Annotated in this window: 24 protein-coding genes; 9 read left to right on the forward strand and 15 right to left on the reverse strand. The window is 64.8% G+C overall.

The annotated features are described in order from the left end of the window. Positions 1-25: 25 nt before the first annotated feature. Positions 26-1,636, reverse strand: a complete 1,611-nt coding sequence (locus K1X74_11930) for a hypothetical protein (protein MBX7167029.1) — start codon at positions 1,634-1,636, stop codon at positions 26-28. A gap of 101 nt (positions 1,637-1,737) precedes the next feature. On the opposite strand from K1X74_11930, the gene K1X74_11935 reads away from it, so the two are divergent. The 3 genes from K1X74_11935 (at position 1,738) to K1X74_11945 (ending at position 5,163) form a co-directional block, all read left to right on the forward strand. Beyond that, positions 1,738-2,415: a nucleoside 2-deoxyribosyltransferase gene (locus K1X74_11935; protein MBX7167030.1), complete on the forward strand. Its 678-nt coding sequence runs from the start codon at positions 1,738-1,740 to the stop codon at positions 2,413-2,415. Between the two features lie 8 nt (positions 2,416-2,423). Next, positions 2,424-3,755: an HD domain-containing protein gene (locus K1X74_11940; protein MBX7167031.1), complete on the forward strand. Its 1,332-nt coding sequence runs from the start codon at positions 2,424-2,426 to the stop codon at positions 3,753-3,755. Positions 3,756-3,852: 97 nt separating this feature from the next. Beyond that, the gene (locus tag K1X74_11945) at positions 3,853-5,163 is read left to right on the forward strand and encodes a hypothetical protein (protein ID MBX7167032.1); all 1,311 of its coding nucleotides are present in this window, start codon (positions 3,853-3,855) and stop codon (positions 5,161-5,163) included. Between the two features lie 165 nt (positions 5,164-5,328). Here the strand turns inward: K1X74_11945 and K1X74_11950 are convergent, their stop codons facing one another. The 4 genes from K1X74_11950 to aspS all read right to left on the reverse strand — a co-directional run bounded on the left by K1X74_11950 (position 5,329) and on the right by aspS (position 9,929). Continuing rightward, on the reverse strand, positions 5,329-6,141 hold the full coding sequence (locus K1X74_11950; protein MBX7167033.1) for an NAD+ synthase: 813 nt from the start codon (positions 6,139-6,141) through the stop codon (positions 5,329-5,331). A 34-nt stretch (positions 6,142-6,175) separates the two neighbouring features. Continuing rightward, a complete protein-coding gene (locus K1X74_11955; GenBank protein ID MBX7167034.1) occupies positions 6,176-7,027 on the reverse strand; it encodes a hypothetical protein in 852 nt (283 codons plus the stop codon). 93 nt (positions 7,028-7,120) lie between these two features. Beyond that, positions 7,121-7,726 carry a redoxin domain-containing protein gene (locus K1X74_11960; protein MBX7167035.1) on the reverse strand — a complete coding sequence of 202 codons (606 nt, stop codon included), beginning with the start codon at positions 7,724-7,726 and terminating at the stop codon, positions 7,121-7,123. A gap of 418 nt (positions 7,727-8,144) precedes the next feature. Then, positions 8,145-9,929 carry an aspartate--tRNA ligase gene (aspS, locus tag K1X74_11965; protein ID MBX7167036.1) on the reverse strand — a complete coding sequence of 595 codons (1,785 nt, stop codon included), beginning with the start codon at positions 9,927-9,929 and terminating at the stop codon, positions 8,145-8,147. A gap of 279 nt (positions 9,930-10,208) precedes the next feature. On the opposite strand from aspS, the gene K1X74_11970 reads away from it, so the two are divergent. Both K1X74_11970 and K1X74_11975 read left to right on the forward strand, forming a co-directional pair. Beyond that, the gene (locus K1X74_11970) at positions 10,209-10,562 is read left to right on the forward strand and encodes a PadR family transcriptional regulator (protein ID MBX7167037.1); all 354 of its coding nucleotides are present in this window, start codon (positions 10,209-10,211) and stop codon (positions 10,560-10,562) included. Next, entirely contained in the window at positions 10,559-11,560 is a 1,002-nt protein-coding gene (locus K1X74_11975; GenBank protein MBX7167038.1) for a hypothetical protein, read from the forward strand. Before K1X74_11970 ends, K1X74_11975 begins: the two co-directional genes overlap by 4 nt. A gap of 19 nt (positions 11,561-11,579) precedes the next feature. Here the strand turns inward: K1X74_11975 and miaA are convergent, their stop codons facing one another. After that, positions 11,580-12,578, reverse strand: a complete 999-nt coding sequence (gene miaA / locus K1X74_11980; GenBank protein ID MBX7167039.1) for a tRNA (adenosine(37)-N6)-dimethylallyltransferase MiaA — start codon at positions 12,576-12,578, stop codon at positions 11,580-11,582. Between the two features lie 123 nt (positions 12,579-12,701). Between miaA and K1X74_11985 the strand changes: the two genes are divergently transcribed. Together K1X74_11985 and hisG are read left to right on the forward strand one after the other, a co-directional pair. Beyond that, positions 12,702-13,094: a phosphoribosyl-ATP diphosphatase gene (locus K1X74_11985; GenBank protein MBX7167040.1), complete on the forward strand. Its 393-nt coding sequence runs from the start codon at positions 12,702-12,704 to the stop codon at positions 13,092-13,094. Beyond that, entirely contained in the window at positions 13,082-13,945 is an 864-nt protein-coding gene (gene hisG / locus K1X74_11990; GenBank protein ID MBX7167041.1) for an ATP phosphoribosyltransferase, read from the forward strand. The genes K1X74_11985 and hisG overlap by 13 nt, the downstream gene beginning before the upstream one ends. Here the strand turns inward: hisG and K1X74_11995 are convergent. The 8 genes from K1X74_11995 to K1X74_12030 form a co-directional block, all read right to left on the reverse strand. After that, positions 13,926-15,167 (reverse strand): amidohydrolase family protein, encoded by a 1,242-nt coding sequence (locus K1X74_11995; protein MBX7167042.1) that lies wholly within the window; start codon positions 15,165-15,167, stop codon positions 13,926-13,928. The genes hisG and K1X74_11995 overlap by 20 nt on opposite strands. Positions 15,168-15,224: 57 nt before the next feature. Beyond that, the gene (locus K1X74_12000; protein MBX7167043.1) at positions 15,225-17,477 is read right to left on the reverse strand and encodes an ABC transporter permease subunit; all 2,253 of its coding nucleotides are present in this window, start codon (positions 17,475-17,477) and stop codon (positions 15,225-15,227) included. Further along, complete coding sequence (locus K1X74_12005; GenBank protein ID MBX7167044.1) at positions 17,474-18,247, reverse strand: ATP-binding cassette domain-containing protein; 774 nt, start codon at positions 18,245-18,247, stop codon at positions 17,474-17,476. Before K1X74_12005 ends, K1X74_12000 begins: the two co-directional genes overlap by 4 nt. A gap of 168 nt (positions 18,248-18,415) precedes the next feature. Further along, the gene (mqnC, locus tag K1X74_12010) at positions 18,416-19,531 is read right to left on the reverse strand and encodes a dehypoxanthine futalosine cyclase (GenBank protein ID MBX7167045.1); all 1,116 of its coding nucleotides are present in this window, start codon (positions 19,529-19,531) and stop codon (positions 18,416-18,418) included. Further along, positions 19,503-20,318 (reverse strand): menaquinone biosynthesis protein, encoded by an 816-nt coding sequence (locus K1X74_12015; GenBank protein MBX7167046.1) that lies wholly within the window; start codon positions 20,316-20,318, stop codon positions 19,503-19,505. The genes mqnC and K1X74_12015 overlap by 29 nt, the downstream gene beginning before the upstream one ends. A 175-nt stretch (positions 20,319-20,493) precedes the next feature. Beyond that, positions 20,494-22,221, reverse strand: a complete 1,728-nt coding sequence (locus K1X74_12020; protein MBX7167047.1) for a hypothetical protein — start codon at positions 22,219-22,221, stop codon at positions 20,494-20,496. A gap of 15 nt (positions 22,222-22,236) precedes the next feature. Continuing rightward, positions 22,237-22,998: an ABC transporter ATP-binding protein gene (locus K1X74_12025; protein ID MBX7167048.1), complete on the reverse strand. Its 762-nt coding sequence runs from the start codon at positions 22,996-22,998 to the stop codon at positions 22,237-22,239. Further along, the gene (locus tag K1X74_12030) at positions 22,995-23,924 is read right to left on the reverse strand and encodes a hypothetical protein (protein MBX7167049.1); all 930 of its coding nucleotides are present in this window, start codon (positions 23,922-23,924) and stop codon (positions 22,995-22,997) included. Before K1X74_12030 ends, K1X74_12025 begins: the two co-directional genes overlap by 4 nt. Before the next feature lie 244 nt (positions 23,925-24,168). Here K1X74_12030 and K1X74_12035 point away from each other — a divergent pair, with 244 nt between their 5' ends. Continuing rightward, complete coding sequence (locus K1X74_12035; protein MBX7167050.1) at positions 24,169-24,975, forward strand: peptidylprolyl isomerase; 807 nt, start codon at positions 24,169-24,171, stop codon at positions 24,973-24,975. Here the strand turns inward: K1X74_12035 and K1X74_12040 are convergent. Further along, a complete protein-coding gene (locus tag K1X74_12040; protein MBX7167051.1) occupies positions 24,972-25,604 on the reverse strand; it encodes a hypothetical protein in 633 nt (210 codons plus the stop codon). The two genes, K1X74_12035 and K1X74_12040, sit on opposite strands and share 4 nt — an antisense overlap. A gap of 269 nt (positions 25,605-25,873) precedes the next feature. Between K1X74_12040 and K1X74_12045 the strand changes: the two genes are divergently transcribed. Continuing rightward, on the forward strand, positions 25,874-26,107 hold the full coding sequence (locus tag K1X74_12045) for a hypothetical protein (GenBank protein MBX7167052.1): 234 nt from the start codon (positions 25,874-25,876) through the stop codon (positions 26,105-26,107). The last annotated feature ends 576 nt before the right edge of the window (positions 26,108-26,683 follow it).

Genomic DNA, 26,683 nt, shown 5'->3' on the forward strand with positions numbered 1-26,683 from the left:
CAGGGCCCGTTGGTCGAAGGGCGCGTCAGGGCGCGGCCTGCGCCGGCTCTGGCAGGGGGTGATGCACGTGAAACGTCTCGGTGATTTCGGTGAGGATCCGCGCGCGTAGCGCTGGATTCAAGAGCGTGGCGTGGTCCTTGTCTTCGTCGACCTCGATCACGGCATCGCTGCCGAGTTCATCGAGCGACTCTGCGAGGCGCCGCACGGCGCCGTCGAGATAGAACGTGTCGAGTCCCGCGGCGATGACGTGCAGTTTGCCTGCCAGCAAGGGCCCGAGCGTGTCCCAGTTGCGCTCAAGCACCAGGCGGATGTCGTACGCCTCCCACGCTGTCGCGATCGCGGGATCGATGCGTCCCGTGGTGCGATCCCATAGCCGCAAGGGTTCGCCGTCGGGCCCGCGTGGACTGAAAACGGCCTCGAACGAGCGCAACTGGCCGCCCCGTTTCAATACGTCGTCCATCCGCGCGAAATCGTCGTACCAGAGCACCGGTTTGCCCGCCCGCCGGGCGATCGGGCGCCGCATCCCGGACGGATCGACATACAGACTCTGCGGCGGTGTCGCGTACAGGTCGACGCCTTGATAGTCGCGAAAATCGACAGGGTCGGGCGCGGTGCTCCACACCCCGCCGAACGTGCCGGGATAGCGCACCTGGAGCCACAAGCTGGCCCAACCGCCCGAACTGTGGCCGGTGAGGAACCGTGCGGTTGGCTCGGCAATCGTGCGGTAATGGGCGTCGATGTACGGGATCAACTCTTCGACCAGCGCCGTCGCTCGCGGTCCGTTCGTAGCACTGTCGGCGTACACGTGGTGACCCCAGGCGCACTGCCCCGCGAGCAGGACGCGAATGAACTCCGCGGGCCGTGGCGAGTCGCCTGGCTCTGTCGCGTCATGCGAGGTCGCGGGCGTGGCCAGATAGCGCGTTGCCGTGCGGTGGCTGCCCCCGAATCCGGGGATTTCATAAATCACGCCATAGCGCCGCTCGGGCGAATCGGCGTAGCTTTCGGGCAGCGCGATGGCGGCGCGCTGAACGACCGTCCGCCCGGCAAATCGCGACAGCAATTCGCTGGGCAGGACGATCTCTTCCAACCGGTCCGAAGCGGGAAACGGTTCTTCGGCGACTGTCTCGCTGAGTTCCAACACCAGGCACTCCTCCGACGCGGCATCGAAACGAAACTCCCGTGGCTGCGAATACAGGTTTCCCGCGCCGCGCCCGGGAAAGGGCGAATCGAACGACGTGTGCAGCACGGCCTGGGCGAAGTAGGTGCCCGACGGCAGTTGATCGAGTGTGGCCGGATAGCCGTCGGCCTGCCGGTCGACGACGACGTGTTGGCCCGCTGCCCACCCTTCAACGTCGATGCCGAAGAACGGCTCCGGCTTGAACCAATTGGGGCCCAGTCTGGGCTCCGGCGCGGCGCGCGCGGACAGAAACACGAACAATCGTCCTGCATCCGGCGCCTCGATGCCGGCAGGCAAGGCGACTTCGAAGCGACCGGCCACGGGCACGTCGCCCCGGGCATCGGCGCCGAGCGCCGCCGCCAGCGCGATGCACAGCAACCCCCCGCGGACAAACTGCGAGAAGTCGGCCCAGCGCGTCGCTATTCCCGATGGCCGATGTTCTTGCACGTCGAATTGCATCCCGGTAGGTTACCCTACGAATCGAAGGATTTCTCCCGGGCCGCACGGAGGTCGCCCGCGCCGCAAAGCTCGAAGTTGCGGCGCACGCGAAGCAATCGCCTATGGATCGCCAGCCGCTGCTGATCGAGCCGCATCGTTTCCCGCGTCGAGTCTATTGTGCGGGCCCGCTGTTCAATCGGGCCGAACGCCTGGAAATGGAACACCTGGCCGACGTCTTGACCGGCGCCGGGTTTGAAGCCTTCGTACCGCATGCCGACGGGATGGAGTTTGCCCGTGTCCGGCCCCTGTTGGCGGCCCAAGGCCACGAGCCGGCCGTGGTCGGGCAGATCGTCCATTCGGCCGTCTTCGCGCTGGACGTCTACCAGGTGCTGGTCGGTTGCGGGGCGCTGGTGTTCAACATGAACGGCCGCGTACCCGACGAGGGCGGCGTGGCCGAATTGACCATGGCGTGGATGCTCGGGAAGCCGGTGGTGATCTACAAAGAAGACGAGCGGTCGATGATTGTCGGGCGCGACAATCCGCTGCTGGTGGGCCAGGCCGATTTCGTCACCGTGCGCGAAATGGCGGCCGTGCCGGCGGCCTTGCGGCAGCGGTTCACGGCCTTGCGGCCGGATGCCCAGTTTCAATTCACCTGCCCGCCGCATCTTGAACCGACCGTGCAGGCCGGGGCGCGGCTCTGGGCCGAGCTGGCGCAGATGGGCACCGAGCGCCCCCTGGACACGGTCGCCGAGCTGGTCCTCGAACTGTTCGGGCCGCACTGCACGACGGTCGAAGACTGAGGCACAGCATGGGTGCAATCAGTTCGATCCCGGAAATCGCCGCCCTGGACGCCCATGAAGGATTGATCCGCATTCCGCCGGAGGTCGATGTTCCGCTGACCGATCGGGTACGTCAATTGATCGACGCGCCCGAGTTTCGCCGCTTGGCGCGCATCAGCCAGCTCGGTCTGGTATCGCTGGTCTACCCGGCGGCGAATCACACGCGGTTCGAGCATGCGTTGGGGGTCTATCGCCTGGCGCTCGTGTACCTGCGCCATCTGAGCCATGACCCGCGGTTTGCCCGCGTGATCGACCGGCACCATGCCGAGCTGTTCATCGCCGCGGCGTTGTTGCACGACCTGGGGCATTGGCCGTTTTGTCACCCGATCGAAGATATCCGCCTGCCGGGCGTGCCGTCGCACGAGTTGTTCGCAAACAGCTATCTGCTCGAAGGCGAGATCGCCGATGCGTTGCGCGATGCCTGGGGCGTCAATCCGCGCGACGTGGTGATGCTGCTTTCCGACGTGCCTCGCGACGTGCCGATGCAGATTCTCTCGAGCATGCTTTCCGGCCCGATCGACATCGACAAGATGGACTACCTGGCGCGCGACAGCCTGCACGCCGGGGTGCCGTATGGCCGCAATTTCGACCAGGCGCGGCTGATCAGCGGGCTGTGCCTGAACGAGGCCGGCGATGCCCTGGCCATCACGGACAAGGCGAAAACGGCCGCCGAATTGATGGTCTTTGCCCGCTATGTGATGTTCAGTGAGGTCTACTGGCATCACGCTGTGCGCTCGGCCACGGCCATGCTCCAGCGGGCGTTCTTCCTGCTCTACGGGCAGCTCGATCTCGATGCGCTGTTTCGTCTCGACGAGAGCGCGTTTGTCGGCGAACTCTTGGCGGCCGCAGGCCAGGGGCCCGCGCAAGACTTGCTCGACGGGCTGTTTGGACGCACCCGGCGGCTCTACAAACGCCTGGCCCAGTTCAGCCTGTTCCAGCACCGGGCACATTACGATCGCCTGGCGCGGCGGCCCTATCCGTGGCTGGTGCAGTTGGCCGAGCGGTTTGCCGCCGTGGCCAGCACGGCGCTCGGCGGGGTGATTGCGCCGCACGAGGTGATTTTTGACGCTCCGCCGGTCAAACGCGAAGTCGAGTTCAATATCGAGGTCCATTTCGGCAAAGAGCGTTGCTACCGCCGGCTGGACGACGTGTCTCCCGTGGTTCGTACGTTGGCGCGCGAGCAATTCGACGATTATGTCAAGCGGGTGCGTGTGCTCGTCCACCCGCGCGTGGCGCCCGGCTTGCGACGCTTGAATCGCACCGCCGAGTTGCTCGACCGGGCCCTAGAAGACCTCGCCTGATCGGTCCTCGCTTGACCCTGGCGAACCCGACAAATATCGTGACGCGATTGCACGACTTTAAGGGGGCTTGCGCCTCGGAATGGGGCAAGTACGACCGATGAGCGAGCCCTCGGCCGCCCAGCGCATCTCGATCGTGGCGGCGTACGGCTCGCTCTGCGGCTTGCTGTTGGTGCCGCTTCTGGTGGTGCTCGACAGCGCAGCGGCCGGCCTGCGCGGCTGGTCGCCGCGCCTGGCCGGGACGTTCGGTTTGCTAGCCTATGTTGCGGCCGGCGCGCTCCTTGGCGGTCTCGTCCTGGCGTCGGTCTCGCTGCACCTGCGAACTTGGCTGGCCGGAAACCGATCCGGATGCTGGGTGTTTGGCGCGGCCTCGCTCTTGGCGCTGATCGGTGCGGAGGGGGCGTTGGACTACCTGTGGCCGTCTCCCCCGTTTCATCTGCGGACCCCACAGACGCGCTACGTGTTCGAGCCGGAGGTCTTTCAACTGCCTGGCACGTCGGCCGTCGCGCAGGTGAGTTACAACGCCCACGGCATTCGTGGCGCCGATTGGCTGGACCGTGCGGCAACGTATCGCATGCTGTGCCTCGGCGGCAGCACGACCGAGTGCATCTATATCGACGACGCGGCCACCTGGCCGGCGTTGCTCGCGGCAAAGGTGCCCCGGGTGGCGGATCGCAACACCTGGGTCGGGGCCGCTGCCGTGAGCGAGTTCGGCACGGAGCAACATCTAAGATTCATGCGCGAATCGCCGCTGGTTGGCCAGGTCGACTGCGTGATCGCCCTCGTGGGCGTCAACGACCTGGTAGGCGCGATGTTGCGGCTCGATGCGCGTTCGGCGACGGCGCCGCACTGGCTGAAATCGCGCTCGATCGAATTGGGCCGGTATCTCTGGAACGGCCGGCTCCACGCGGGCTATTACTACGACCACGACGGATCGACGCTGCGGCTCCGGCGGTTGGGCCGGCTGGTGCTGCCGCCCGGCGACTTTGACCTGGCCCGCGAAACCCAGGAATACTCGCGGCGGCTGCGCGACTTGGTCGAAGCTGCCCAAGCACGCCGGGTGCGGTTGCTCCTAGTGACGCAGCCCGTGCTGTGGAACGAGTTTCTGGGCGAAGAAGCGGCCAAACGCCTCTGGCTGGCCCGTGCCGAGTTGCGCCCGCGATCGTTCCAGCCCGCGGAGATCGTGCGGTGGCGCAAGATGATCGACGAGTTCAACGCCGCGACGTTCGAGGTTGGCCGGGCGACGGGTGCCGAGGTGGTCGATGCGGCCGCGAGCCTATCGGGCTGGGAAGCGAACTTCTACGACGACTATCATTTGAACTGCCGCGGCTGCGAGCAGCTCGCCCAAGTCTTGGCCGCTTGGTTGCGCGAGCATACCGTGCCGGGCCCTGCTGTACCCGTGCAACCATGAAGTTTTTGCTGCGCTATTTCTACTGGTGGATCATTCCCGTGTTGCTCGTCGCGGCGGTCACGGTCGGGCTGTGGCTCGTGGCCCGGGGGGAATGGCCCCCCGTGTTGGTCACGGAGTTTTGAGGCCGCGCGGCCGGGTTCGCGCGCCGAACGGGACGCTCGATGCTCAGGTTCCCCAATCGCGCGGATAGCGGAAGTCGCGATCCATGGTGCGGTTCGAGAGCTTGGCAATGATCGGCAGGCGGCGCTTGTAGTGATTGCGCCGGATCAACTCGCCGACGCGCGCGACAAACGCCGGTTCGAAGCCGTAGACCTCGACCTCGTGGGGCGACACGCGGCGATCGACCAGCAGATAGAGCAGCCGATCGACCTCGGCATAGCTGAAGCCGAGTTCGCCTTCGTCGGTCTGGCCGACCCACAGATCGCCGCTGGGGGCCTTGGCGAGAATCTCCGGCGGTAACTCCAGGTGCTCGGCCAGTTGCCGCAACTGGGTCTTGTACAAATCGCCGATCGGATTGATCGCAGAGGCCAGGTCACCGAACTGCGTGCCGTAGCCAAGCAGCAGCTCGCTCTTGTTGCTGGTGCCCAAGACCAGCCCGCCGAACGCGGCGCTGTGATCGTAAAGCACGGTCATCCGCTCGCGGGCGCACTTGTTGGCCAGCCGCATCCGTGAGGCGTCGGGGAACCGAGCGAAATAGGCGTCGATCTGCGGCGTGATCGGCACATCGAGCGCTTGCACGCCGGTCGCTTCGACCACGCGGCGGCTGTCGCGGATCGTTTCGGCGCTCGACGTCTTGTACGGCATGGTCACTGCCAGGACGTTTTCCGGCCCCAGGGCTCGCGCTGCCAGAAACGCGACGACTGACGAGTCGATACCGCCGGAGAGGCCCAGCACGGCGCGGGTAAAGCCGGTGCGCACGATTTCCTGGCGGATGAAACGGCAGAGGACCTCGGTCACCAAGGGCGCCGAGATACGCATGCCTTCCCATGGCGGTGGAGCCGGCGGCTGGGAATCAGCCTTCATAGCGACGTCGCTTGATTCGATTGAGCTCTTCGATCGTCAACAGCAGCTTCTCGTCGCGGCCCAACGGCGTCAGCAGCCGCTGCCGTCGCAGTTCGCGGCGATCGAACGCGACGATCGTCAGATCTTCGTCGAACAGTCGGGCCGCGCCGAGCGTTTGGCCATCGGGGCCCACGACCATGCTGCCGCCCCAGAAGCACAAGCCGTCTTCGAAACCGACGCGATTGACGAACACGACCACGGCTCCCAGCGCTTGAGCGTAGGCCTGCACCAGTAGTCGCCAGGTACGGGCCGTGGCAGGCTCGTCGTCGCTCACGCCGCGTCCCGGCGAGTTCGCAACGCACACCAGCACGTCGACTTCCTCGGCCTGCATCACGGCAATCGCCGAAAGGTGCCAAAAGTCTTCGCACACGAGCAGGCCGATGCGCCCCAGCCGCGGGCTGTCGACGGCGCGCAGTCGCTCGCCGGCGGCGAAATAACGCTGCTCTTCGAACAGGCCGTAGGTGGGCAGATAGACCTTACGGTGGACGTGGACGACGCGGCCGCCCTCGGCCAGCAGGGCCGAGTTGTAGAAGCGGTTGTTCGACGATTCCTCGACGAAGCCCGCCACCAGTGCGCTGTCGCCCGCGGCGGCGGCCAGCTCGCCGATATCCGGCGCCTCGGCGTGCAACGCCATCTCGGGCACCATGTCGCGCAGAAAATAGCCGGTCAGCGACAATTCGGGAAAGACGATCAAGTCCGCCCCGCGTGTGCGGGCCGCGGCGATTTGTTCGACGTGGCGCGCGTGGTTCTGAGCCCGATTACCCAAGAACGGCGCAATCTGGGCGAGCGCGATGCGGATCACGTGGGCGGATTCCGCGGGCGACGGTTGAGCCGCTTCGCGCGTAACTGCCCGGGGAGCGGTTTTTTCGGCGCTCGTCGCGGATCGTGCCAAGATTCACCCACCGGAGCCTTGCAGGGCAAAGTGTACGGCCTGCATCAAGCTGCGCTCGGTCTCTTGCGAGTACTCCAGGTCGAACCACAAGACCTTGCCGGACGCGTCGAGCAGGTAGACGCGCGGCAACCGCGCTGTGGCAACCTGCGCGAATGCCGCGCGCTGGGGGTCGATCAGCTGGACGACTTTTTCCGGCGACGCGGCCGCAGTTTGTTGCGCCAGCTCGGCAGGATCGCCGCAGTTGATCGCCACCACACTGACACCGGCATCGGTCAGGGGCATGGCAATCAATTCACCGACGCGCTTCAGCTCCCAGACGGCGTATGGATTGCTCGCGTTCCAAAAGGCCACGACCGTCAGGCGCGGCCCGAGCAGCTCGGCGAGCTGCTTGGCTTCGCCGGAAAACGTCGCGGCGGAGATCTGCGGAAAAGTGTCGCCGACTTTGACCACGCAGGTGGCCGCCTGGGCCTCGGTCATTTCGACCGCGGGCATGGCGGTAACCTCTTCGACCAGCGTTACGGCAGGGACGGTCGGCGTTGTCGAGGGGGCGGCCTCGGCCACAGGCGTCGCGGCGGGTGCCGTCGCATCGGCGGTCGGCTCGGCGGGCATGTCGTCCGGCTTCTCAGAGGCAGTGTCTGTTGAGGTTTTAGTCGACTCGCCGGCCGGTTCCGTCGCGGGGACCGCAGGCGCTGCTTCGGTCGAAGCGTCGCCGCTCGGCGCCGCGGGGGTGGGCGGCGTTTCGGCTGCCGGTGAGCCTGGTTCTGTTTCGGGGCCGGGTTCGATGACCGGAGGCGTCGGCGCCTCGGCCCCCGTCTCTTCGGTTGTCTTGCTTCCCGAGCAGCCCACCAACGGTAACAGCGCCGCGATCAGCAAGCAGCCGAGCGCGGTTCGAAGGGGCTTCCTCATCATCGCGATCCGGACCTTCCTAGAGCGGGATGTTGGCACCAGCTTGCAGTATCGGTCCCCCGAGGCAAAGACGTCAACGGAGCGGACGCACCCGACGATGCCACGATCGTCGGTTGCTGCGCTAGAGATTCGTCCGAATCGCCAGCTCGCGCAATTGTTTCGGATCGACCGGGCTGGGAGCCTCGGTCATCAGATCGGTGGCCTTTTGCGTCTTGGGAAAGGCGATCGCGTCGCGAATATTGTCCAGGCCGCCGAACAGCATCACCCAGCGATCCAAGCCCAGGGCAATTCCGCCGTGCGGCGGGGCGCCGAACTGGAGCGCGTCGAGCAAGAACCCGAACCGCTCTTTGGCTGCCTCGGGACTGATGCCCAACAGCCGGAAAACCTGCTGCTGGATCTCCTGGGAGTGGATTCGGATCGTGCCGCCGCCGGCCTCGTAGCCATTGATCACCAGATCGTAGGCCTGGGCACGGCAGCCGCCCGGTTCGGTCGCGAGCTTGTCGAAGTCCTGGTTACGAGGCGCGGTGAACGGGTGGTGCATGGCCGCCCAGACCTGTTCCTCGCCATCCCAGGCGAACATCGGAAACTCGACGATCCAGGAAAAGTGCATCGTCTTGGGGTCGTAGAGCTGCAACTCGGCGCCTAGCCGTTTGCGCAGGCCATACAACGCCTTGCAGGTGACCTCGAATGTGTCAGCCACGAACAGCAGGAAGTCGCCGGGACGCGCCTCGAGCCGCTCGGCCAATCGCTTGAGCAGCTCGGGGGCAAAGTTCTTGGCCGTCGGCGAAGCCAAGGCGCCGTCGGCTTCGACCTTGAACCAGACCAGCCCTTTGGCGCCAAAGTCCTGCATCACAAATGCGGTCAGCTCATCGATCGCCTTGCGGCTGTAGCGGTCGGCGGCGCTGCGGGCATTCATCCCGCGCACACGCTGCCCAGAGTCGGCCGCGCTGCGAAAGACCCGAAATTCCGCCTCGCGCGCCAGGTCGGTCACATCGATCAGCTCCATGCCGAAGCGCAAGTCGGGCGCATCGTGGCCAAAGCGCTCCATCGCCTCGTCGTAGGTCATGCGCGGCAGCGGCAAGGGCACGTCGAGGCCCAGCAAGTCTTTGGCTGCCAGTTGGACGAGGCCGTCGATGATCCCAATCACGTCCTCGCTGTCGACAAACGACATTTCGAGGTCTAACTGAGTGAACTCCGGTTGACGATCGGCACGCAGGTCTTCATCGCGAAAACAGCGCGCCACTTGCACGTACCGGTCGTAGCCGGCGACCATCAAAATCTGCTTGTACAACTGCGGTGACTGGGGCAAGGCATAGAAGCTGCCCTTGTTCACTCGGCTGGGAACCAGATAGTCGCGGGCGCCCTCGGGCGTGCTGCGCCCGAGCATGGGGGTCTCGACGTCGAGAAACCCGTGCTGGTCGAAGTAGTCGCGCATCAGTTTGACCAGCCGGCCACGCAGCAGCATGATCCGCTGCATTTCGGGCCGGCGCAGGTCGAGATAGCGATACTTCAGCCGGATGTCTTCGCCGGGGGCGTCGATCGCGCCAGGCTGGAAGGGCGGCGTTTGGCTGCGATTGAGCACCTCGAGCTGCGCTGCACGAACCTCGATTTCGCCGGTGTCGAGCTTCGGGTTGACCGTGCCTTCGGGGCGACGGGCCACTTTGCCGGTCACCCGGACGACGAACTCTGCCCGCAGGCCACGGGCCGCTTGTTGGATTTCCGCCCCGCTTTCCGGCCCGAAAACGATCTGCGTTTTGCCGTAGCGGTCGCGCAGATCGACGAACTGGACCCCGGCGTGGTCGCGGTTCGTATCGACCCATCCGCAAAGCGTTACCGTCTGCCCGGCCTGGTTCACACGCAGTTCGCCGCAGGTATGGGTACGTAGCACGGTCGGGGAGTTCCTCATCGCAAAAACCGCCGGGTAACTACTGGCCGGCGTGAGAAAAGCGATCATTGTAAGCCTGAGGGCGGGAAGTCGCCTAGGTTCGCTGCGCGCGCGGCGCAAACGCCCGTGAGGGAGCCATTTCCCTCGGGCGGCGATCGGGCACGCTTCTCGTCACAATTGCGTGATTCGCGCGGCTACGGACGAACCGTCGCAACGTTGCCGCGAGATTCTTTTCTTTCCCCTTGACGTTCTAGGGGAGTTGTTTATCATTCCCCTAGAAGACCTAGGGGAGTGACGGTCATGGAAACCCCAGATAAGGCCAAAGTGCTGCAAGGCAGCCTCGATTTGCTGATTCTGCGGACCCTCGAAGGCGGTCCCAAACACGGCTATGGCATTGCTCGCCATCTGCACCAGATCAGCGACGAGTTTCTGAAAGTGGAAGAGGGTTCGTTGTACCCTGCTGTTCATCGCATGGAGCGTCGCGGTTGGATCGAGTCGAGCTGGGGCGTGTCGGAGTCGAACCGGCGCGCGAAGTATTACCGGCTGACGGAAGCGGGACACAAGCAGCTCGCCGAACAGACCGCCGCGTGGACGCAGATGAGCGAAGCCATCAATCGTGTGCTGGGTTTTCACCCGAGAGGGCGACCGTCATGAGTCGACTGGCGTTGTTTCGTGCCTGGTTGCGACCGGGCGATTGGCGACCGGCCAGGGAAATCGACGCCGACATTCGCGAGGAACTGGAGTTTCACTACCAGGCACTCGTCGATGCCGGGCTGGAACAAGGTCTGACATTGCCACAGGCGGAAAGCACGGCACGCGATCGTTTTGGACCGTTCGAACGGCACGCTCGCGATTGCCAATGGGTTGACCGAGGAGACCGGATCATGCTGGTGCGTATCTTGTTGGTTTACGTGCTCGTGCTCACCGGAGCGATTCTGTATTTGTTCTTCGGCTTGAGCGAAGAGCGAGCAGAAAAGCAGCGGCTCGTGGCCATGCTCGAACGCCAGGCTGTGATCGCCAACGTCAAGGCAGCCGTCGAAGGCGATCAGGGGCCGGTCCGCTGGAAAAGCCTCAACGTGGTCGCGCAGAACGAGGCAGAGCCAATCGCCGACGCCCAGGTGCTGGTCTATTTGAAGACCTGGCCGGATGGACGCTTTCAAGGTCAACCGTTTGCCGCCAAGACGAATGCCGAAGGTCGCGCCGTGTTCAAAGACCTGCTGCCGGCAAATCGCCGGCACGGCATCGCCGTGAGCGTCTTTGCGCCCGAGCATGCGTTTGCCTTTCATCACCAGATCTTCGACGGCACGGCCGACGATGGCGCGGCGACGGCACAGACCGTGCTGTGCGTGCTCGAGCCGGCCGACAGGTTCGTGTTGACGTTGGTCGACCCGACGGGCCAGCCCATCGCGGATGCCGCGGTCAAACCGAGCCGGCGGCAGACCGAAACGGGTGTCGAGCACCTGGCCTATCACTCGGCTGCCGACCCCGTGCAGCTCAAGACCGACACCAAGGGGCAGGTTTCCCTCGATTGGTTCAAGCACGGCGATCAGGCCGAGATCAGCGTGCAGCTCGATCACGCCAGGTGGGAGCCGGTGAAGTTCGCCGTGCCGCCTGCCGACCAGCCGATCGTCGTGCCGCAACCTGCCGGCTGACGTAGCGGCGGGGTAGGGATCAAGCCGAGTTCGCGTCGTCTTCGCGCGCGGTTGCGAGCGGGCGATCCGCAGGGGCCGTCGCCAGGCCTTCGGCGGCAATCGCCGCGGCAACCGCTCGCGGCGTGCGCGAGACATGCATCGCGACCATGCGGCACTCCGACAAGCTGCGAAACCAGGTGCGCTGGCGCTTGGCAAATTGGCGCGTCCGCAGCTTGATCTGCTCGATGGCCGCCGGCAGTTCGAGTTGGCCGTCGAGCGCCTCGGCGATTTCGCGATAGCCAACGGCCTGCAAGGCGGTCATCCCCAGGCCGCCGGGCGCGGCGCGCAGTCGGCGCACTTCCTCGACCCAACCGGCGGCGAACATGGCGTCGACGCGTTCGTCGATCCGCCGATTCAATTCGGCCACCGGCCACGACAGGCAGAACACGCGGCACGCCTCGGCGGGGCGCGCGCGGTCGAACTGCTGCTGCCACGCGCTGATCGGCCGTCCGGTCAGCTCGTAAACCTCCAGGGCACGCACGAGGCGACGCACGTCGCTCGGTGAAATTCGCGCCGCGGCTTCGCGATCGACGACGGCCAGCCGCGCGTGCAGCGCATCGCTGCCTGTGCGCTCGGCCTCTGCGCTCAATCGGGCACGCAGCTCGCGATCGGCTGGCGGACCCGGAAAGAGCCCGCGCAGCAGGGTCTTCAGATAGAGCGGCGTGCCGCCGACGAACACGGCCTGCCGCCCGCGCGAGCGGATGCCGGCGACGCACTCATGGGCGGCCGCCAGGTACTGGGCGACACTGAACTCTTCGGCAGGTTCGCGGAGGTCGATCAAGTGGTGCGGCACGCGCTGCCGCTCGGCGGCGGTGGGCTTGGCCGTGCCGATCTCCATACCGCGATAGATGGCCATCGAGTCGAGCGAGACGATTTCGGCGTCCAACTGTTTGGCCAGTTCGACCCCGACGGCCGATTTTCCCGAGGCCGTCGGCCCGGTGAGATACCAGCACTCGACAGGCAAAGGCGAAACGTTCATGCCGATTTTTTGCCGCGGATGCACGCTGCTGCGCCCATTTGCCAGTTTCCCGCCGGTCACCTAAAGTGCGAACTGCCGACCTTGAACTTCATCGTACCGTCGCGACGACCAGGTTTTGGACCGATGGCTGCTTCCGCGGAGATCCTGCCCCGGCTGATGCAGGTGATTGTCGACCGGCGCGACCATCCGCCGGCGAAATCGTACACCACGACCCTGTTCGCCGGCGGCGTGTCCAAGATCGGGGCCAAAGTGACCGAGGAGGCGGCCGAGGTGGTCGAGGCGGCCGGCGAACCCGGGGCCGACGGCCAGGCTCACCTGGTTCGGGAAGCGGCCGATTTGATTTACCACCTGCTGGTCATGTTGGCCCATCGCGACGTGCGGCTGGCCGACGTCGAAGCGGAATTGGCCCGGCGATTCGGAATCTCGGGCATCGACGAGAAGGCTTCGCGCGGCGTTTCCGGCTCGGCGAATTCACCTTCGCAGCCCCCGCCCACAGCGGAAGGATCGACGCAGTGACGCACAATCTTCGTATTGGCATCCCCAGCAAAGGGCGTATCTCGGAGATCGCCGGGCCGCTGCTCAAAGACGCGGGGCTGAGCTTTCGGCAGCAAGCCCGCAGTCTGTTTGCCCGCGTGCGCGAGATGCCGGTCGACGTCACGCTGCTGCGGACCGAAGACATTCCGGTACTCTGCGCCGAGGGTGCCATCGACATGGGCATCACCGGATCGGACCTGGTCGAAGAGAGCGGCGCCGATCTCGAGACCCGGCTGAAGCTCGGCTTCGGTCAGTGCCGGCTGGCGATTTGCGTACCGGACGATGCCCCCCACACCAGCCCGAAGGGGCTCGATGGGCTGCGCGTCGCGACGAGTTTTCCGCACGTCACGCGCAAGTTCCTGGCCGCGCATCAAGCCCAGGCCCACGTCGTCGAGCTGTCCGGCTCGGTCGAAGTGATGATCGCTCTCGGCGTGGCCGACGCGATCGTCGACTTGGTCGAGACCGGCAGCACGCTGGCGGCGAACCGGCTGAGAATCCTTTGCGACATTGGCAGTTACGAGACGGTGCTGATCCAGAACCGCCAGCAGCGTCACGCGGAGCTCGCCGACCGGGTCGTGCGGCGGATCGAAGGCGTGGTCATTGCCCGGAGCTACTCGTTGCTGGAATACAACGTCCCGCGTACGCGGCTGGCCGAGGCTGAGAAAATCACGCCGGGCTTCAATTCGCCGACGGTCAACGCCCTCGAAGACCCCGATTGGTGCGCGGTCCGGGTCATGGTCAAGCGCAATGAAGTGATCGGCATCATGGAGCGGCTCGAGGCGCTCGGAGCCTCGGCCATTCTCGAAACGGCGATCATGAATTGCCGGCTCTAGGATCGCGCGCCCAGCAACCGGCGAGCATCACGCCGCCGACCGGCTGATCGCCGGCCAGGATCTCGGCGACGGCCGCGCGTGGAGTGGCAGCACGAGTCGGCAAGGCGATCAGGTCCGCGCGTTTGCCTGGCTCGAGAGTTCCACGGTTGCCGGCCAGACCCAGGGCTTGTGCGCCCTCAATGGTGCCCAAGCGGATGACGACGTCGGGGGCAAGCTCAGGAAACGTTCGCGCGACGTGACGCATTTCGGCCAGCAGGCTCAAGTCGGGGTTTGAACCGCGGCCATCGGTTCCGAGCGCAACCCGCACGCCGGCCGCCAGCATGGCCGTCAACGGATAACGCTCGTGCGCGAAATAGGCATGTGTGCGCGGACAGTAAACCACGCTCATGCGCTCGCTTTGTCTCGCGGCGAAGGCGATGGCTTCGTCGTCGAGGTAATTGCCGTGGATCACCAGGCTGCGCGACGCTCGGGCGAGCTGCTGCAAGTAGTCGAGCGGTCGAGTGCTGCGCGGGATGGCGTCGGGAAACCAGGCACCCAGGCTCGAGATCAGCTCGACGAATGCGCCGCGTTGGTCGGCCAGCAGATCGAGCTCCTCGCGTGACTCGGCCAGGTGCATGGCAATCGGTGCGCCTGCGCCCACGGCCAGGTCGACCAGGCCGGCCAGCAGCTCGGGATGTACGGTGTAGGGGGCATGCGGACTCAGCCCGGCCACATACGTGCCGGGTGTGGCCAAATGGCGCCGCGCGAGTTCGAGATTCGGCGCGAGCCGCGCGGGTCCGAGGCCGATCAATTCGTAGAACACGACCGCCGCCGGGACGGCCGCGTCAAACGCCGTCGGGTCCCAGCCCGCGGTGGCAATCTCGCCCAAGGTGGTGACACCGGCCCGGAGCGACTCTTGCAGACCCTGACGCGTCGTTTCCGCGCGGTGATCGAGCATCGAGCGGCGATGTTCGATGACCTGAGCGATCCAAGCCGGCAGCGCCATGCCTGCTGCGCCCAAGGGCGAGCTGCAATCGCTGAACTCCAGATGCGTATGTGCATTGATCAGGCCGGGCAGCAGGGCCACGTCGCCCAGATCTTCGACCGGCACGCCGGCCCAGCGTGTGTCGGTTGCTCGGCCGACGCCGACAATCTGCGCTTGATCGATCGACACGATGCCGCCGTCGACGGGCGAGCCGTCCACCGGAATGACCCACCGGGCGCGAAAGGCGTGCAGCGACATAGGAGCCGTAGCCGAAGGGAGAGGCCGTGTAGCGGTGTCAATCGCCGACCGGGGATTCTACCCGGCCAACGACCCCGCCGGCGGGCTGCCCATCGCCTCGCAGAGCGATTCTTCTGGCAAGCGTGGGTGCTTGTGGCCCGACAACCAGATGAGAATCGTGGCCGCGACCAGCACGCCGGCCAGCACGATGGGCCAATGATAGAGCATGGTGCCATCGGCCGCATGCGCCACGAGCCAGCCGGCGGCCGGATTGTCCTCGACAAATTGCGGCGTCAATTGGGCCGTGATCAGCACCAGGGCGTTGTGCGACATGTGGAACACGATGCTCGGAAGAATGCTACCCGTTTGCACGGCCAGGTAGCCCAACAACAAGCCCAGCGCAAAGGCGACGAGCGATTGCTGCAAGATCGCATGCGTGATCGCAAAGAAAAAGCTCGCGATCGCAATGGCCTGCCATTTGTGGCCCAGGTGCCGCAATCCGGTGAGGATGAACCCTCGGAAGGCCAGCTCCTCGCAAATCGCCGGCACGCAGGCCACGACCAAGATTGCCTGCCACAGGCTAGGCGGCTGTGCCAACAAACGGTCCATCTGCCGCAGGATCTCGTCGTCGATCGGGTAGAGCCGAAGTACCAGGATCTTCAGGTAGTTGAACAACGGGTGCAGCGTGACGACCAGACCCAGCGCTGCGCCGACGGTGCGCCACGTGGGCAGCCGCAGCTGGAGCGTCTGCACGGCCGACCGCGTGAGCATGATCGTCATCAGCAGTGTGGGCGTGAGAATCACGACCAATTGCGTGCCCAACGCCAGCATCACAAAATCGTTGAAGCTGGCCTTCTCCCCGACCTTGAGGCTCAAGCTCAGGAAGAACTGCACCAGCAGGATCAGCACGCCGCAGAACACGGCCATGGCCGGGCTGGGTGTGGCCTCGCGCTGGCGGAGCATTTGCCGTAGCCAGAGAGCAAGGTCGAGCCGTTCGCTTTCGCGGAACAGTACTTTTTCCGAATTGAACTGGTCGACCGCCCAGCGAATCGACGCCAGGCACCCGCCCAGCGTGATCAGCGTCACCGGAGCGAGATAGGGCACCGCACGCGCATAGTCGCCCTCGAGCAGCACCTGCAGCAACAGCACCAGGCCGGTGATCGGAATCAGGCTGTTGCCCAGCGTCAGCTCGACGCCGGGCGCCAGGGGCAACATCACCAGCGGCATGGCGATCATCAGCACGGGCATCAGGTAGTACTGGCCCTCTTTGCTGCTGCGGGCAAACGCCGCCAAAGCCAGGCACAGCGCGCTGAATAATGCCGACACGGGAATCAGGACCAGCAGCAGCCAGACGGGGGTCAACAGTGGCGGCCAACTCACCTCGGGCAGCTCGCGCAGCACGAAGTACCCGGTAATCGCCACGCTGATCACGTTGAGCACCACGGTCATGATGCTGAACAGCATGATCGTCAGCAGTTTGCCGAACACGATCTCCGTGCGATCGGCCGGGCTGCAGAGCAGCGTTTCCATCGTACCGCGCTCTTTTTCTCCGGCACACAGGTCGACGGCCGGGTAGAACGCGCCGGTCAAGGCCCAGAGCAGCACGACGAATGGCAGCACCTTCGACCAGACGGCCGCATCCTTGTGCCCTTGCTCGGCCACGTCGCGGCGATCGACATCGACGGGCGTAGCGGCCGCGGGATCGACGCCGCTGGCCAGCAAATTCGTGCGGCCGATGTCCGAAATCCAGCGCTCGAGCACTTCGCTCACGCGCACATAAGCGATCTGCGATTCCTCGCGGGCGCTGTTGTGAAACACGATCGGGCGCGGAACGGGTGCGTGCTGCCCCGCGACGGGGTTGCTCTCGGGCGCGGCCGGACGGTCGCGCAGGCTTTGGCGATAGGCCTCGAGTCGTTCGCCGAAGTCGGGGGGGAAATAGACCACAACGTGATAGGCCGAATCCCGAATCAACTTGGCCGCATCGGCTTCGCTGATCGATTCGTCGTGCTCCGCACTGGTTGCCGCGGTGCCTTGCAGCTCGCGCGGCGAGAAATGCAGCTCCAGCAACCGGGCCTGCGTGGGATCGGAGAACCACTGTGCCGCAAACCGCCGGTTGTCGATCAGCGGCGGCTCGCTGGGTAGATCGCGCGCGCCGATCACCAGCACGCGAGTCGCCTGGCCCCGGACAAACTGCGAGACTTGAAAGAAACTCATCCCCAAGAGCGGGTAGAGTAGAATCGGCAGCACGACGATCATGAACATCGTTCGCCGGTCGCGCAACTGGTCGCGGACCTCGCGGGAGAAGATCAGTCGCACGTTGCGGTAGCTCATCGCGCGCCGCCTCCCGCCGCCGTCGTATGTCGGGCATCGTGCTCCGAGATCAGCCGGAAGAAGGTCTCTTCGAGATCGGGCTCGCAGTAGCGTTCGCGCAGTTCGCCGATCGTGCCCAGGGCCAGGAGCTGACCCTGGTGCATGATGCCGACGCGATCGCAAAGCTTTTCGGCCTCGCGCATGATGTGCGTCGAGTAGATGATGCACTTGCCGTGGTCGCGCAACTCGGCGATCGTCTTCAGCAGCGAGCGTGCGGCCAGCACGTCGAGTCCCGAGGTCGCTTCGTCGAAGATCAGCACCGGCGGATCGTGCACGATGGCGCGGGCGATCGACACCTTCTGCTTCATGCCGGTCGACATCTTGGCGCCGAGCACGTCGCGAAACTCGTCCATCTGCAGCCGGGCGAAAATCGCTTCCATGCGGGCCTGCAGGTGGTCTTCGTCGAGTCCGTGCAGGCGGCCGAAGTAGCCGACCATCTCCCAGGCGCTCATGCGGTCGTAGACGCCGGTGTTGGCCGTGATGAAGCCGATCTGGCGGCGCACCTCGGCGGCCTGCGTGACGACGTCGTAGCCGCTAACCGTGGCCGCGCCGCCGGTGGGGCGCAACATGGTGCTGAGGATCCGCAAGGTCGTGGTCTTGCCGGCGCCGTTGGGTCCAAGCAGCCCGAAGATCTCGCCCTCGTGGCAATCGAAGGTCACGCCCCCCAGGGCCACGAGCTGGCCACGGCGAAGGTCGGCGTAAGTCTTGCGCAACTCGCGGACGTGAATCATGAACGGCAGGCCGATCTCAGGGACGCCGGTGGCCGCGATCTCCCCGCGTGTGCGCCCCGTCAGCGCAACCGCCCGCAGCAACTTCGAGATACCAGAATTTAGCTTATCGAGCCCGTTTCCGGCGCGGAGAACCACCATCGAGCGGGGGCAGTTCCCTTGCCGCTCCGCTTAAACGGCCATTACCGGTTGTGAGGCCTGCGGACCCTCGCCCGGCTCGTCGATCAGCTCGTAGAACACGTTGCGCTGCCGGGGAACATAGCCCTGCTCGCGGATCGCGTCGCGAATCTCCTCGAGCGTCAGGTAATGCACGGTGCCGGCCGAGGCCACGACGTTTTCTTCGATCATCAGGCTGCCCATGTCGTTGGCGCCATAGGTCAACGCGAGCTGACCGACCTTCAAGCCCTGTGTGACCCAGCTCGCCTGTACGTTGGCGATGTTGTCGAGATACAGCCGGCTCACGGCCTGGGTCTTGAGATACTCGAAGGCGCCGACCGGCGGCAGATGGTCCAGCTCGGTATTGCCGGGCTGGAACGTCCAGCAAATGTAAGCGGTGAAGCCGCCCGTCTCGTCCTGCAGTTGTCGCAGCCGCTCGAGATGCTCGATGCGCTCGGCCAGGGTTTCGACGTGGCCGAACATCATCGTCGCGCTGCTGCGGCCACCCAGGCGGTGCCAGACGCGATGGACGTTGAGCCAATCGTCGGTCAGCACTTTGCCGCGGGTGATCTCCTTGCGCACGCGGTCGACGAGGATCTCGCCACCGCCGCCGGGCAGGCTGCCCAGCCCCGCCGTCTTGAGCCGGCCGAGCACTTCTTCGAGCGAGAGCTTATTGACCTTGGTGAAGTGGTGGATTTCCGGCGGGCTGAACGCGTGAATGTTGACTTGGGGGAAGTGCCGCTTGATATCGGCGAGCAGGTCTTCGTACCAATCGAGCTTGAAATGCGGATGCAACCCGCCTTGCATCAGAATCTGTTCGCCGCCCAGGTCGACCGTTTCCTGCACCTTTTGCAGGATCTCGGCGCGGTCCAGGACATAGCCTTCCGGATCCTTGGGGCCCCGGTAGAAGGCGCAGAAATCGCACACCGCCGTGCAGATGTTGCTGTAGTTGATGTTGCGGTCGATGTTGTACGTGCGGTACGGCTCGGGGTGCAGGCGGCGCGCCACCGCGTCGGCCGCCTGGCCCAGGGCGGTCAAGTCGTGCGATTCGAGCAATTGCAGCCCCTCGTCCGGCGAGAGCCGCTCGCCGGCGACGGCTTTGTCAAGAATCTTTGTAAGCGGAGAAGTCAAGTTCGACTCCTTTGGGGGCCAGGCCCATCTGGCCGGCCAGACGGTGGAACAACGCCAGACCCTGCTGTTCGCGCGGGCCGAGCGTGAAATGGAGATTGTCGCGCAGGTAACCGATGCATTCCGGCTCAGTCAAACCCAACTTGGCCGCTTCGCCGGCGGCGATTTGCGGGAGGTTGCGCAGGCCTAAGTCGCGCGATTCGGCCAACGCAGGCTCCAAGCCCGAGGTGTCGACGCCGGCGCGGGCGGTCCACATGGCAAACACGAAGGGCAACTCGGCCCAGCGGCACCATTGATCGCCCAGGTCCCACACCGCGTCGTACCGGCCCGGCGGCGAGTGGATCGCGCGATCGCCGATCAACAACACCGCGTCGGCGCGGGTGTCCTCGAGCGATTGGCCGATATCGAGCCGTTCAAGCCGCGGCTGCAGGCCATACCGCTCGTGCAGCAGGATCCGGCACAACGCGGCGCTGGTGCGCGACCCTTCATCAAGGGCCAAGGACTGAATCCGCTCGACCGGCACCCGGCTCAACAGCTTCACGCTCCAGACCGGACCGCGGCAGCCAATGCAGGCGTCGGACACGATCGAGTAGGTCGGATCTTGAAAGCTCTCGACCGACGGGATCAGGGCCACGTCGAGCTCGCCGGCCGCCAGGCGGTCGGCCAATCGGCTAGGCAGATCGAGCACCAGCTCGGCGTCGGGATAGAGCTCGTCGAGCCGGTAGATCAACGGCTTGGTATTCAGGTAGTTGACGGCTCCGACACGCAGCCGCCGTCGCGGGGCACTCATCGCTCGTGCGTTTCCTTCCTGCAGTTCGTCTCTCAAATCCTAGAGGGTTCGACGAGCCGCGACGAGGGGGCCCGTGCGCTACGAATTGTGCAACAGGGCCTCGACGTCGCGAATTATACGGCTCCTCGAGTCGAGCGCAAAGGGCTTGTGCGGTCTTGGGTTGCGCTATGCCAGCTCACATTTCCAGCCGTCGAAAGGCGCGTACCCCGAGCGACATGGGCCAAACCGTGGCCAGCGCGCCGATCAGCACCGCGGCAGCCAGTCCGGAGAGCACCCAACGCAAGGTGACGGGCATCAGGGCAGTCGACGAGGCCGTGTAGAAATGGCACGGCACCGCAGTCAGCGCCGTCACCGCGACGATGTACAGCGTGCTCAGCACCTGGTTGAGCGTGCCGCCAAACCCGGCGGCGATCTTCGACGGCGATTCTTCGCGCAGGTTCGGCAGCAGCGCCCCCAGGCCGACGGCAATGCCCGAAAGCCCCACGGCCAGCACGACCACGCTCAGCAGGTGGCACCCCAACACCACGGGGCGGACTTGCAGCATCCAGTCGGAGAGCAGCACCAGCAACAACGCTGGGACCAGCGAGCCGGCCAGCGAGAACACGAATTTGCCCCACAGAATTGTGTCGCGCGCCAGCGGCAGTCGTCCCAGGATCCAGAACCGCCGGCCTTCGAGACTGATCAGCGGGAATACGAACCGGCTGGTGAAAATCGACACGATCAACCCGACCACGGCCAGATTGAGAAAACTCACCGCATTGACCCACGACACGTGGCTGACGTCGTAACTCAGCCGGCGAATGTTCAAGAAGTAAAACGCCAACAGGCTGAAGAAGATCGCATATTGCGACCATTGAATGGGATCGCGCCGAAACAACCGCAGATCTTTGACCAGCAACAGACGCATCGAGGTCGGCAGCGGATACGCCAGCCGGTCGACCGCGCGATCGATCCAGCCGAGGTCGACCTGCACGCGCCCGGCTTTTTCGCCGTGCAGCGCCGCGTAGCCCGGTCGCAGCAACTTGCCGGCCACGAGGACCGCGAGCAATTGGCCAAACAGGGCATTGGCGATCAACACCGTCAGGAACATCAGGCTTTCCGTCGGCCGGCCCGCGGCGCTTTCCAGGAGCCCATGCGACAGCCACCAGCTCGGCAACAGGCGATTCTTGCTGAAGCTGAGCCGGGCCAGGATGTCGCGGAACCAGGTGGGTGTGAACAGGCCGTTCACCGGCTCTTGCAAGACGGTCCAGCCCAAGTAAACGGCGCCGGCCAGGAACAGCACCGCCAGGGTCGTCAGCAGGTGAATCCGCAGCCGCGGCAGCCATTCGACGACCACCAGGCAAAGGATCGCCCCGATGGCCGCTGGCACATGGACAAAGGCCATCAAGAACGGCATCAGCAACGCGAAGAAATGCCAGGGCGCGAGCGTGACGATGCCGTAGGCCACGAGCACCGGGGTGCCCAGCAGCACAAACCCCCAACTGCTCAGCAGCACGGCCTCACGCAGCTTGAAGAGGAACACCCGCTGCGGCCGCGCGGGCAGGGTCATCAAGAATTCCGCTTCACGCGTCCGGTACAAGGCGCCGTAGAGGATGATGGCGGTCGAAAACGTGAGCATCACCATCAACGAGACGAAGAACACGTCGAAGATGGTTTCGATGGTCTGTTCTTTCGTGGCCGGGTGCGTGAGGACGTCCTGCAAGAACGTGAACGCGTCGGCAAACAGCCAGAACAGGCCGAGCCAGAAGGTCAGGCTCAGCGCGGTTACGACGGCCACGCGGAGCCGTCCTTCGGTCAGCGCCTGATGCAGCACATTGCCCATCATCGTGCGGCGCAATCGCCCGAAGACGAGCGCTTCTTCGCGCTCGCCCAGCAATCGACCGACGATGGGCAGGCTCGCCATGCAGTTCTCCGGCCGTTATTCCGGTACCGTTTCGGCAGGCGCCGGCGCCGCGTTGCTCGCCCCGGTGACTTCGAGGAACATGCGCTCCAGCGACGAACCGTGCAGCGAGAGTTCGCGCTGCAGCTCGTCGAGCGTTCCCAGGCAGCGGAGCCGCCCGTGATCGACGATGCCAATGCGGTCGGCAATCTCTTCGGCCACTGCCAGGGTGTGCGTCGACATGAAGATCGTCGTTCCCGCCGAGGCCCGTTCGCGCAGCAGGTCTTTGACCAGCCGCGCGCTGCGCGGGTCGAGCCCGACCATGGGCTCGTCGATGATCAGCACCTGCGGCTGGTGGAGCATCGCGGCGGCAAACACCAGCCGCTGTTTCATGCCGTGCGAGTAGGTTTCGGTCAGCTCATCGACGAACGCGGACAGTTCAAAGTGGTCGATCTGCTGGGCGATGAATCGCGTGCCTTCGCTCCCCGAGATGCCGTACATGTCGACGATGAACTGCAGGAATTCGCGGCCCGTGAGCTTGTCGTACAAGTACGGCTCGTCAGGCACGTAGCCGAGCAACTGCGCCGCGGCGCGGGCATTGGCCGTCACGTCGTGCCCGCAAAGCCGCACGCGCCCCGAGCTGGGCCGCAGCAAGCCCACGAGCATGCGAATCGTCGTCGTCTTGCCCGCGCCGTTGGGGCCCAGAAAGGCGAACAGCTCACCTTGGGGCACCGTCAAGTGCAGATCGTCGACGGCCAGCTTGCGCCCGTAAGACTTCGAGACGTGTTCCAGCTCGATCATGGCGCGCCTCGCTCGTCTGCGGACACCGGCGTGCGGGCTGCGACCGCTTTCTCAGAGCGCGCGCCGTCCAGCGGCGTCTTGCGAACAAAGATCAGCCGCGTCTCGAGCAGATACATCTCTTGCTTGAGGACGTCGCCGCGCGGATGGACCCACATCCGGCCACGAACCCGATCGTCAGCGCCCAGCTTCGCGCCCGCATCGTTGCGGTATTCGACCACCAGCGTCGGGACGAGCGTGCCTTGCCATTCGAGCGGCTCCTGGCGCTCGACGCTCACTTGCAGAATCTCCATGGGGCTGTTGCCCGGTCGCAGGGGGCTGTAGACCGGCTCGGTCCAGCGCTGGCCGACGCGCAGCCCTGGCAAACGGCCCTGGGGAGACAGCGCGTCGGAAATCATGCCCGAGGGCGGCAAGTACCCCATCGTACGCGTTCGCAGATCGCCACAGCGCACTTCGATCGGCAGCCGCCCTTCGTCGACCTCGCCGTGGATCTGCACGAAGTCGTGTAGTTCGCCGAAGCTCAACGCGGTGGTGAAGTCGATGAGTTGCCCCAAGGGGTCGATGTTGATCCAGCTCTGAGCGTGCAGGCTGATTTCGGCGCCGGCCAGGTTAACTCCGCCCATGGCCTTCATCAGGGGGACCATCCACGGTGGCGTCACCTTGTCGAGCGGCAGCCCGTCGAGTCGCACGTCACTCGTCAGTTGGCTCGTCAATCCTCCGCGGTCTTCGAGCGTGCTGCGGGCCTCGCCGACCCGTCGATCGTCGAGCAGGATATCCCAGGCGAGATGCTGGGGCCCACCATCCAGCATGCTGGCATACGACGGCGGCTCGCCGACGAGCAGCGGCGGCAGCACCTTGGCCACGACCAGCCAAGTCATGCTCGCCAGCCACAGGGCAATAATCGCCAAATTCAACCAGCGATTCGACATGCGGCTTCCGGCATGCGGCCTCTTCGCCCGTCCCGGGACCGATCGCGACGGGGTTCCGTACTTGATTCTACCTACGCGTTGCGGCGCTGGCGCAAAAAATGAATCACCGCCGCGCTCGTCGCGGCTGCCAGCAGGGCTGAAACCGAGCTTGCATTTCCAGGGGGTGCTGTCGCATCATACCGCTCCGCTAATTCGTCCCGGGCCATGGTTCCCGGGCTGCACTCGGGCCGGAGATCGCATCGCCATGGAAGGCAACCGATCGCTTGGGGGTCGTGTCCGCAGCCACGCTGCGCTTTCGCCGCTGCGGCGCGTCTGCCGTTTGATCAGCCGGGCACCGCGGCTTCATAACGCGTTTCCCGCATTCATCTGGCTACAGCTCGCCGGTGTGCTGGGCTGCGGGCTCTGCCTGGGCGGTTGCAGCAAACCGGCCGATCACGCGGCACCGCAGGCACAGGCAAGTGAGTCCGACGTGCGCATGGCCCGCCGCGAACCCGAGGGCCCACCCCGCGTCAAGATTGCCACCAACCTCGGCGATTTTGTGGTCGAACTCGACTCGGAACACGTACCGCTGACGGTCGAGAACTTTCTGCAGTACGTCGACGAGGGACATTACGACGGGACCATTTTCCACCAGGTCGTCGAAGGCTATATCGCCTTAGCCGGAGCGTACACGCCCGAATTGGCCGAGAAGCCGTCGCGGACGCCCATCCGGAACGAGGCACATAACGGCGGTAAGAACGTCCGCGGAACGATTGCCATGGCCCGCGACCTGTCGTCGATCGACAGTTCGACGTGCCAATTCTTCGTCAACCTGCACGACAACGCTGGATTGGACCACCGCAGCCGCACGGCCGAGGGTTACGGCTATTGCACCTTTGGGTCGGTCATCGAGGGGCTCGACGTGCTCGACCGGATTGCCAAGGTCGAAACGCGCACCACCGATCAATTCGAATTGATTCCCGTCGAGCCGGTCGTGATTCGCTCGATTCGGCGGGTCGAAGAGTTGCCCGTACGAAACGCTGCGGCACCGCGGCAGACGACCGTCCGCTAACGGCCGCTCGATGCGTCCGTGCTTTGCCGCTCGGCCAGGTCGCGCTGATAACTTTCGGCGAGCCGGGCGATGAATTGCCGCTCGGTATAGATCATGCCCGTGGGCTGATTGAACCGCGCACCGCCGGGGACGCTGCCCAGCATCCGTCCCATTTCCGCTCCGCCGGGGGTGGTCGTGAAATACTCGATCAGCTTGTCACCGTCCGGACCGGCGATCATGTCCTTCAAGAAACGCTCTCCGCGGGGGATCTTGCGCAACCGATCGACACGGTCATAGCCGCCGGGCAGCGAGGCAATCCGTTCGCTGAACTTGCGCCCGGCGGGGGTATTCAATTGCACCGCCAGCGAATCACCGTCGGCGATCACGCTCTTGAGAATCGCGTCGCGGTCCGAGACCTTCCAGCCGCGCGCAGCCAAGGTGTCGAGCGCGGCCCTGACCTGCGATTGCGTGATCAGTTCGATCGGGCGCCACGTGGGACGCACAGTGGCGAACTGCTGGCGAACGACGTGAACGACCTGCTTGAAATCCGGAAAATCCGGGCGCGGCGTCGACGCCATGGCCGTCGAAACAGCCAGCACCAATGCGGCGGCCGTCGAGTTGCAGCACCAGGTGTTGCGTCGACGATTCATTGGAATTCCCCCCCATGTACCTCTTTGTTAAGCATCGACCAAAGAGATTCGGGGCCGCCAATCGGGAAATCCCAATTCGGCCCGCCATGGCCCCGGAAGCCAGGATGCGATACCGTGGCTAGTTCCGTGCGGACGATTCTCCAGGCGTTTGTGTCCCCGCAGCCGTTACGACCGTCAGCCTTTGCCTTGCTTCCATGCCGACTTTGATTCACGCCGTAGGCCGGCCCGAACTTGCTCCTCTGGTGATGCCTGACCGGATTCGCCACGAGGTGGCTTATTTCATGTCGGTCCCCGGCGAGCACGGCATCCCGAAACTGCCCGCCGGCGAATATTGGGTTCGACTGGATGAAGCGCGCACCTGCCTCGAAGACGGCGTAGTCCGCATTGTTTCGCCTCTGGACAGCGAAAATAGGACCGAACTCGAACTTACCGAGGAACAAGAGGCCTGGCTCGAGTGGATGACGCGCCACGGCGTTGAACACATTCGGCTGACCGCCGAATGAACGGGTCCCGGCGCGTTTGAGCCGGGCCTGGCGTCAGTTGCCGTAGACCAACTGTGCGACGAAGGCCATCACGCGCCCGCTGGTTTGCGGCAAAATCACCAGCAGCGTGCAGATGGCGAGAAACAGCGCCGGCAAGGTCCGCGTGAAGAGTTTCTCCATTTTGACGCTACCTGGAATGAAACCTCTTGCAGGAAGCAGCCGTATTCACCCCGATAGGGTGCGGCAACCTGTCATCGCAAGCCTAGCTCATAGACTGGGTTGCGGCGCGCTGATCTCGACGCGGAGGGCGATGGAAACCCCTCTGTAGATGGTGATCGTCGTTTTCCATGTTTGTCGGGAAAAACACGTTCACCAGCGTCATAACTCCAGCCGTTGCTCGAGGTTGATACCAAGGATATCAGGGTCGGGACGACGGCTAGACGTCGTTCGCGCGGTGACTTGAAAGATCGACCTAAGATGTTTTGTTCAAATGGGTTGTTGAGACTGTCTGCGCTTGAAATGTTCGCGGAGATTGCGACTAATTGCCGCAGATCGAAGCGATGAAGGACGATCAGTGAAGCTTTGACCGTCGCATCA

The sequence above is a fragment of the Pirellulales bacterium genome (assembly GCA_019694435.1).
Lineage (GTDB): Bacteria > Planctomycetota > Planctomycetia > Pirellulales > JAEUIK01 > JAIBBZ01.

What these genes read in the sequence shown, in the direction of transcription:
- K1X74_11935 (MBX7167030.1), top strand. Translation starts at nt 1,738, where the DNA reads ATGGATCGCCAGCCGCTGCTGATCGAGCCGCATCGTTTCCCGCGTCGA.
- K1X74_11945 (MBX7167032.1), top strand. Translation starts at nt 3,853, where the DNA reads ATGAGCGAGCCCTCGGCCGCCCAGCGCATCTCGATCGTGGCGGCGTAC.
- K1X74_12020 (MBX7167047.1), bottom strand. Translation starts at nt 22,221, where the DNA reads ATGGCGAGCCTGCCCATCGTCGGTCGATTGCTGGGCGAGCGCGAAGAA.
- K1X74_12040 (MBX7167051.1), bottom strand. Translation starts at nt 25,604, where the DNA reads ATGAATCGTCGACGCAACACCTGGTGCTGCAACTCGACGGCCGCCGCA.
- K1X74_11950 (MBX7167033.1), bottom strand. Translation starts at nt 6,141, where the DNA reads ATGCGTATCTCGGCGCCCTTGGTGACCGAGGTCCTCTGCCGTTTCATC.
- aspS (MBX7167036.1), bottom strand. Translation starts at nt 9,929, where the DNA reads ATGAGGAACTCCCCGACCGTGCTACGTACCCATACCTGCGGCGAACTG.
- miaA (MBX7167039.1), bottom strand. Translation starts at nt 12,578, where the DNA reads ATGAACGTTTCGCCTTTGCCTGTCGAGTGCTGGTATCTCACCGGGCCG.
- K1X74_11970 (MBX7167037.1), top strand. Translation starts at nt 10,209, where the DNA reads ATGGAAACCCCAGATAAGGCCAAAGTGCTGCAAGGCAGCCTCGATTTG.
- K1X74_11975 (MBX7167038.1), top strand. Translation starts at nt 10,559, where the DNA reads ATGAGTCGACTGGCGTTGTTTCGTGCCTGGTTGCGACCGGGCGATTGG.
- K1X74_12015 (MBX7167046.1), bottom strand. Translation starts at nt 20,318, where the DNA reads ATGAGTGCCCCGCGACGGCGGCTGCGTGTCGGAGCCGTCAACTACCTG.
- K1X74_12000 (MBX7167043.1), bottom strand. Translation starts at nt 17,477, where the DNA reads ATGAGCTACCGCAACGTGCGACTGATCTTCTCCCGCGAGGTCCGCGAC.
- K1X74_11960 (MBX7167035.1), bottom strand. Translation starts at nt 7,726, where the DNA reads ATGCCCGCCGAGCCGACCGCCGATGCGACGGCACCCGCCGCGACGCCT.
- K1X74_12035 (MBX7167050.1), top strand. Translation starts at nt 24,169, where the DNA reads ATGGAAGGCAACCGATCGCTTGGGGGTCGTGTCCGCAGCCACGCTGCG.
- K1X74_11995 (MBX7167042.1), bottom strand. Translation starts at nt 15,167, where the DNA reads ATGTCGCTGCACGCCTTTCGCGCCCGGTGGGTCATTCCGGTGGACGGC.
- K1X74_11940 (MBX7167031.1), top strand. Translation starts at nt 2,424, where the DNA reads ATGGGTGCAATCAGTTCGATCCCGGAAATCGCCGCCCTGGACGCCCAT.
- K1X74_12030 (MBX7167049.1), bottom strand. Translation starts at nt 23,924, where the DNA reads ATGTCGAATCGCTGGTTGAATTTGGCGATTATTGCCCTGTGGCTGGCG.
- K1X74_12025 (MBX7167048.1), bottom strand. Translation starts at nt 22,998, where the DNA reads ATGATCGAGCTGGAACACGTCTCGAAGTCTTACGGGCGCAAGCTGGCC.
- K1X74_11930 (MBX7167029.1), bottom strand. Translation starts at nt 1,636, where the DNA reads ATGCAATTCGACGTGCAAGAACATCGGCCATCGGGAATAGCGACGCGC.
- K1X74_12005 (MBX7167044.1), bottom strand. Translation starts at nt 18,247, where the DNA reads ATGATTCACGTCCGCGAGTTGCGCAAGACTTACGCCGACCTTCGCCGT.
- K1X74_11985 (MBX7167040.1), top strand. Translation starts at nt 12,702, where the DNA reads ATGGCTGCTTCCGCGGAGATCCTGCCCCGGCTGATGCAGGTGATTGTC.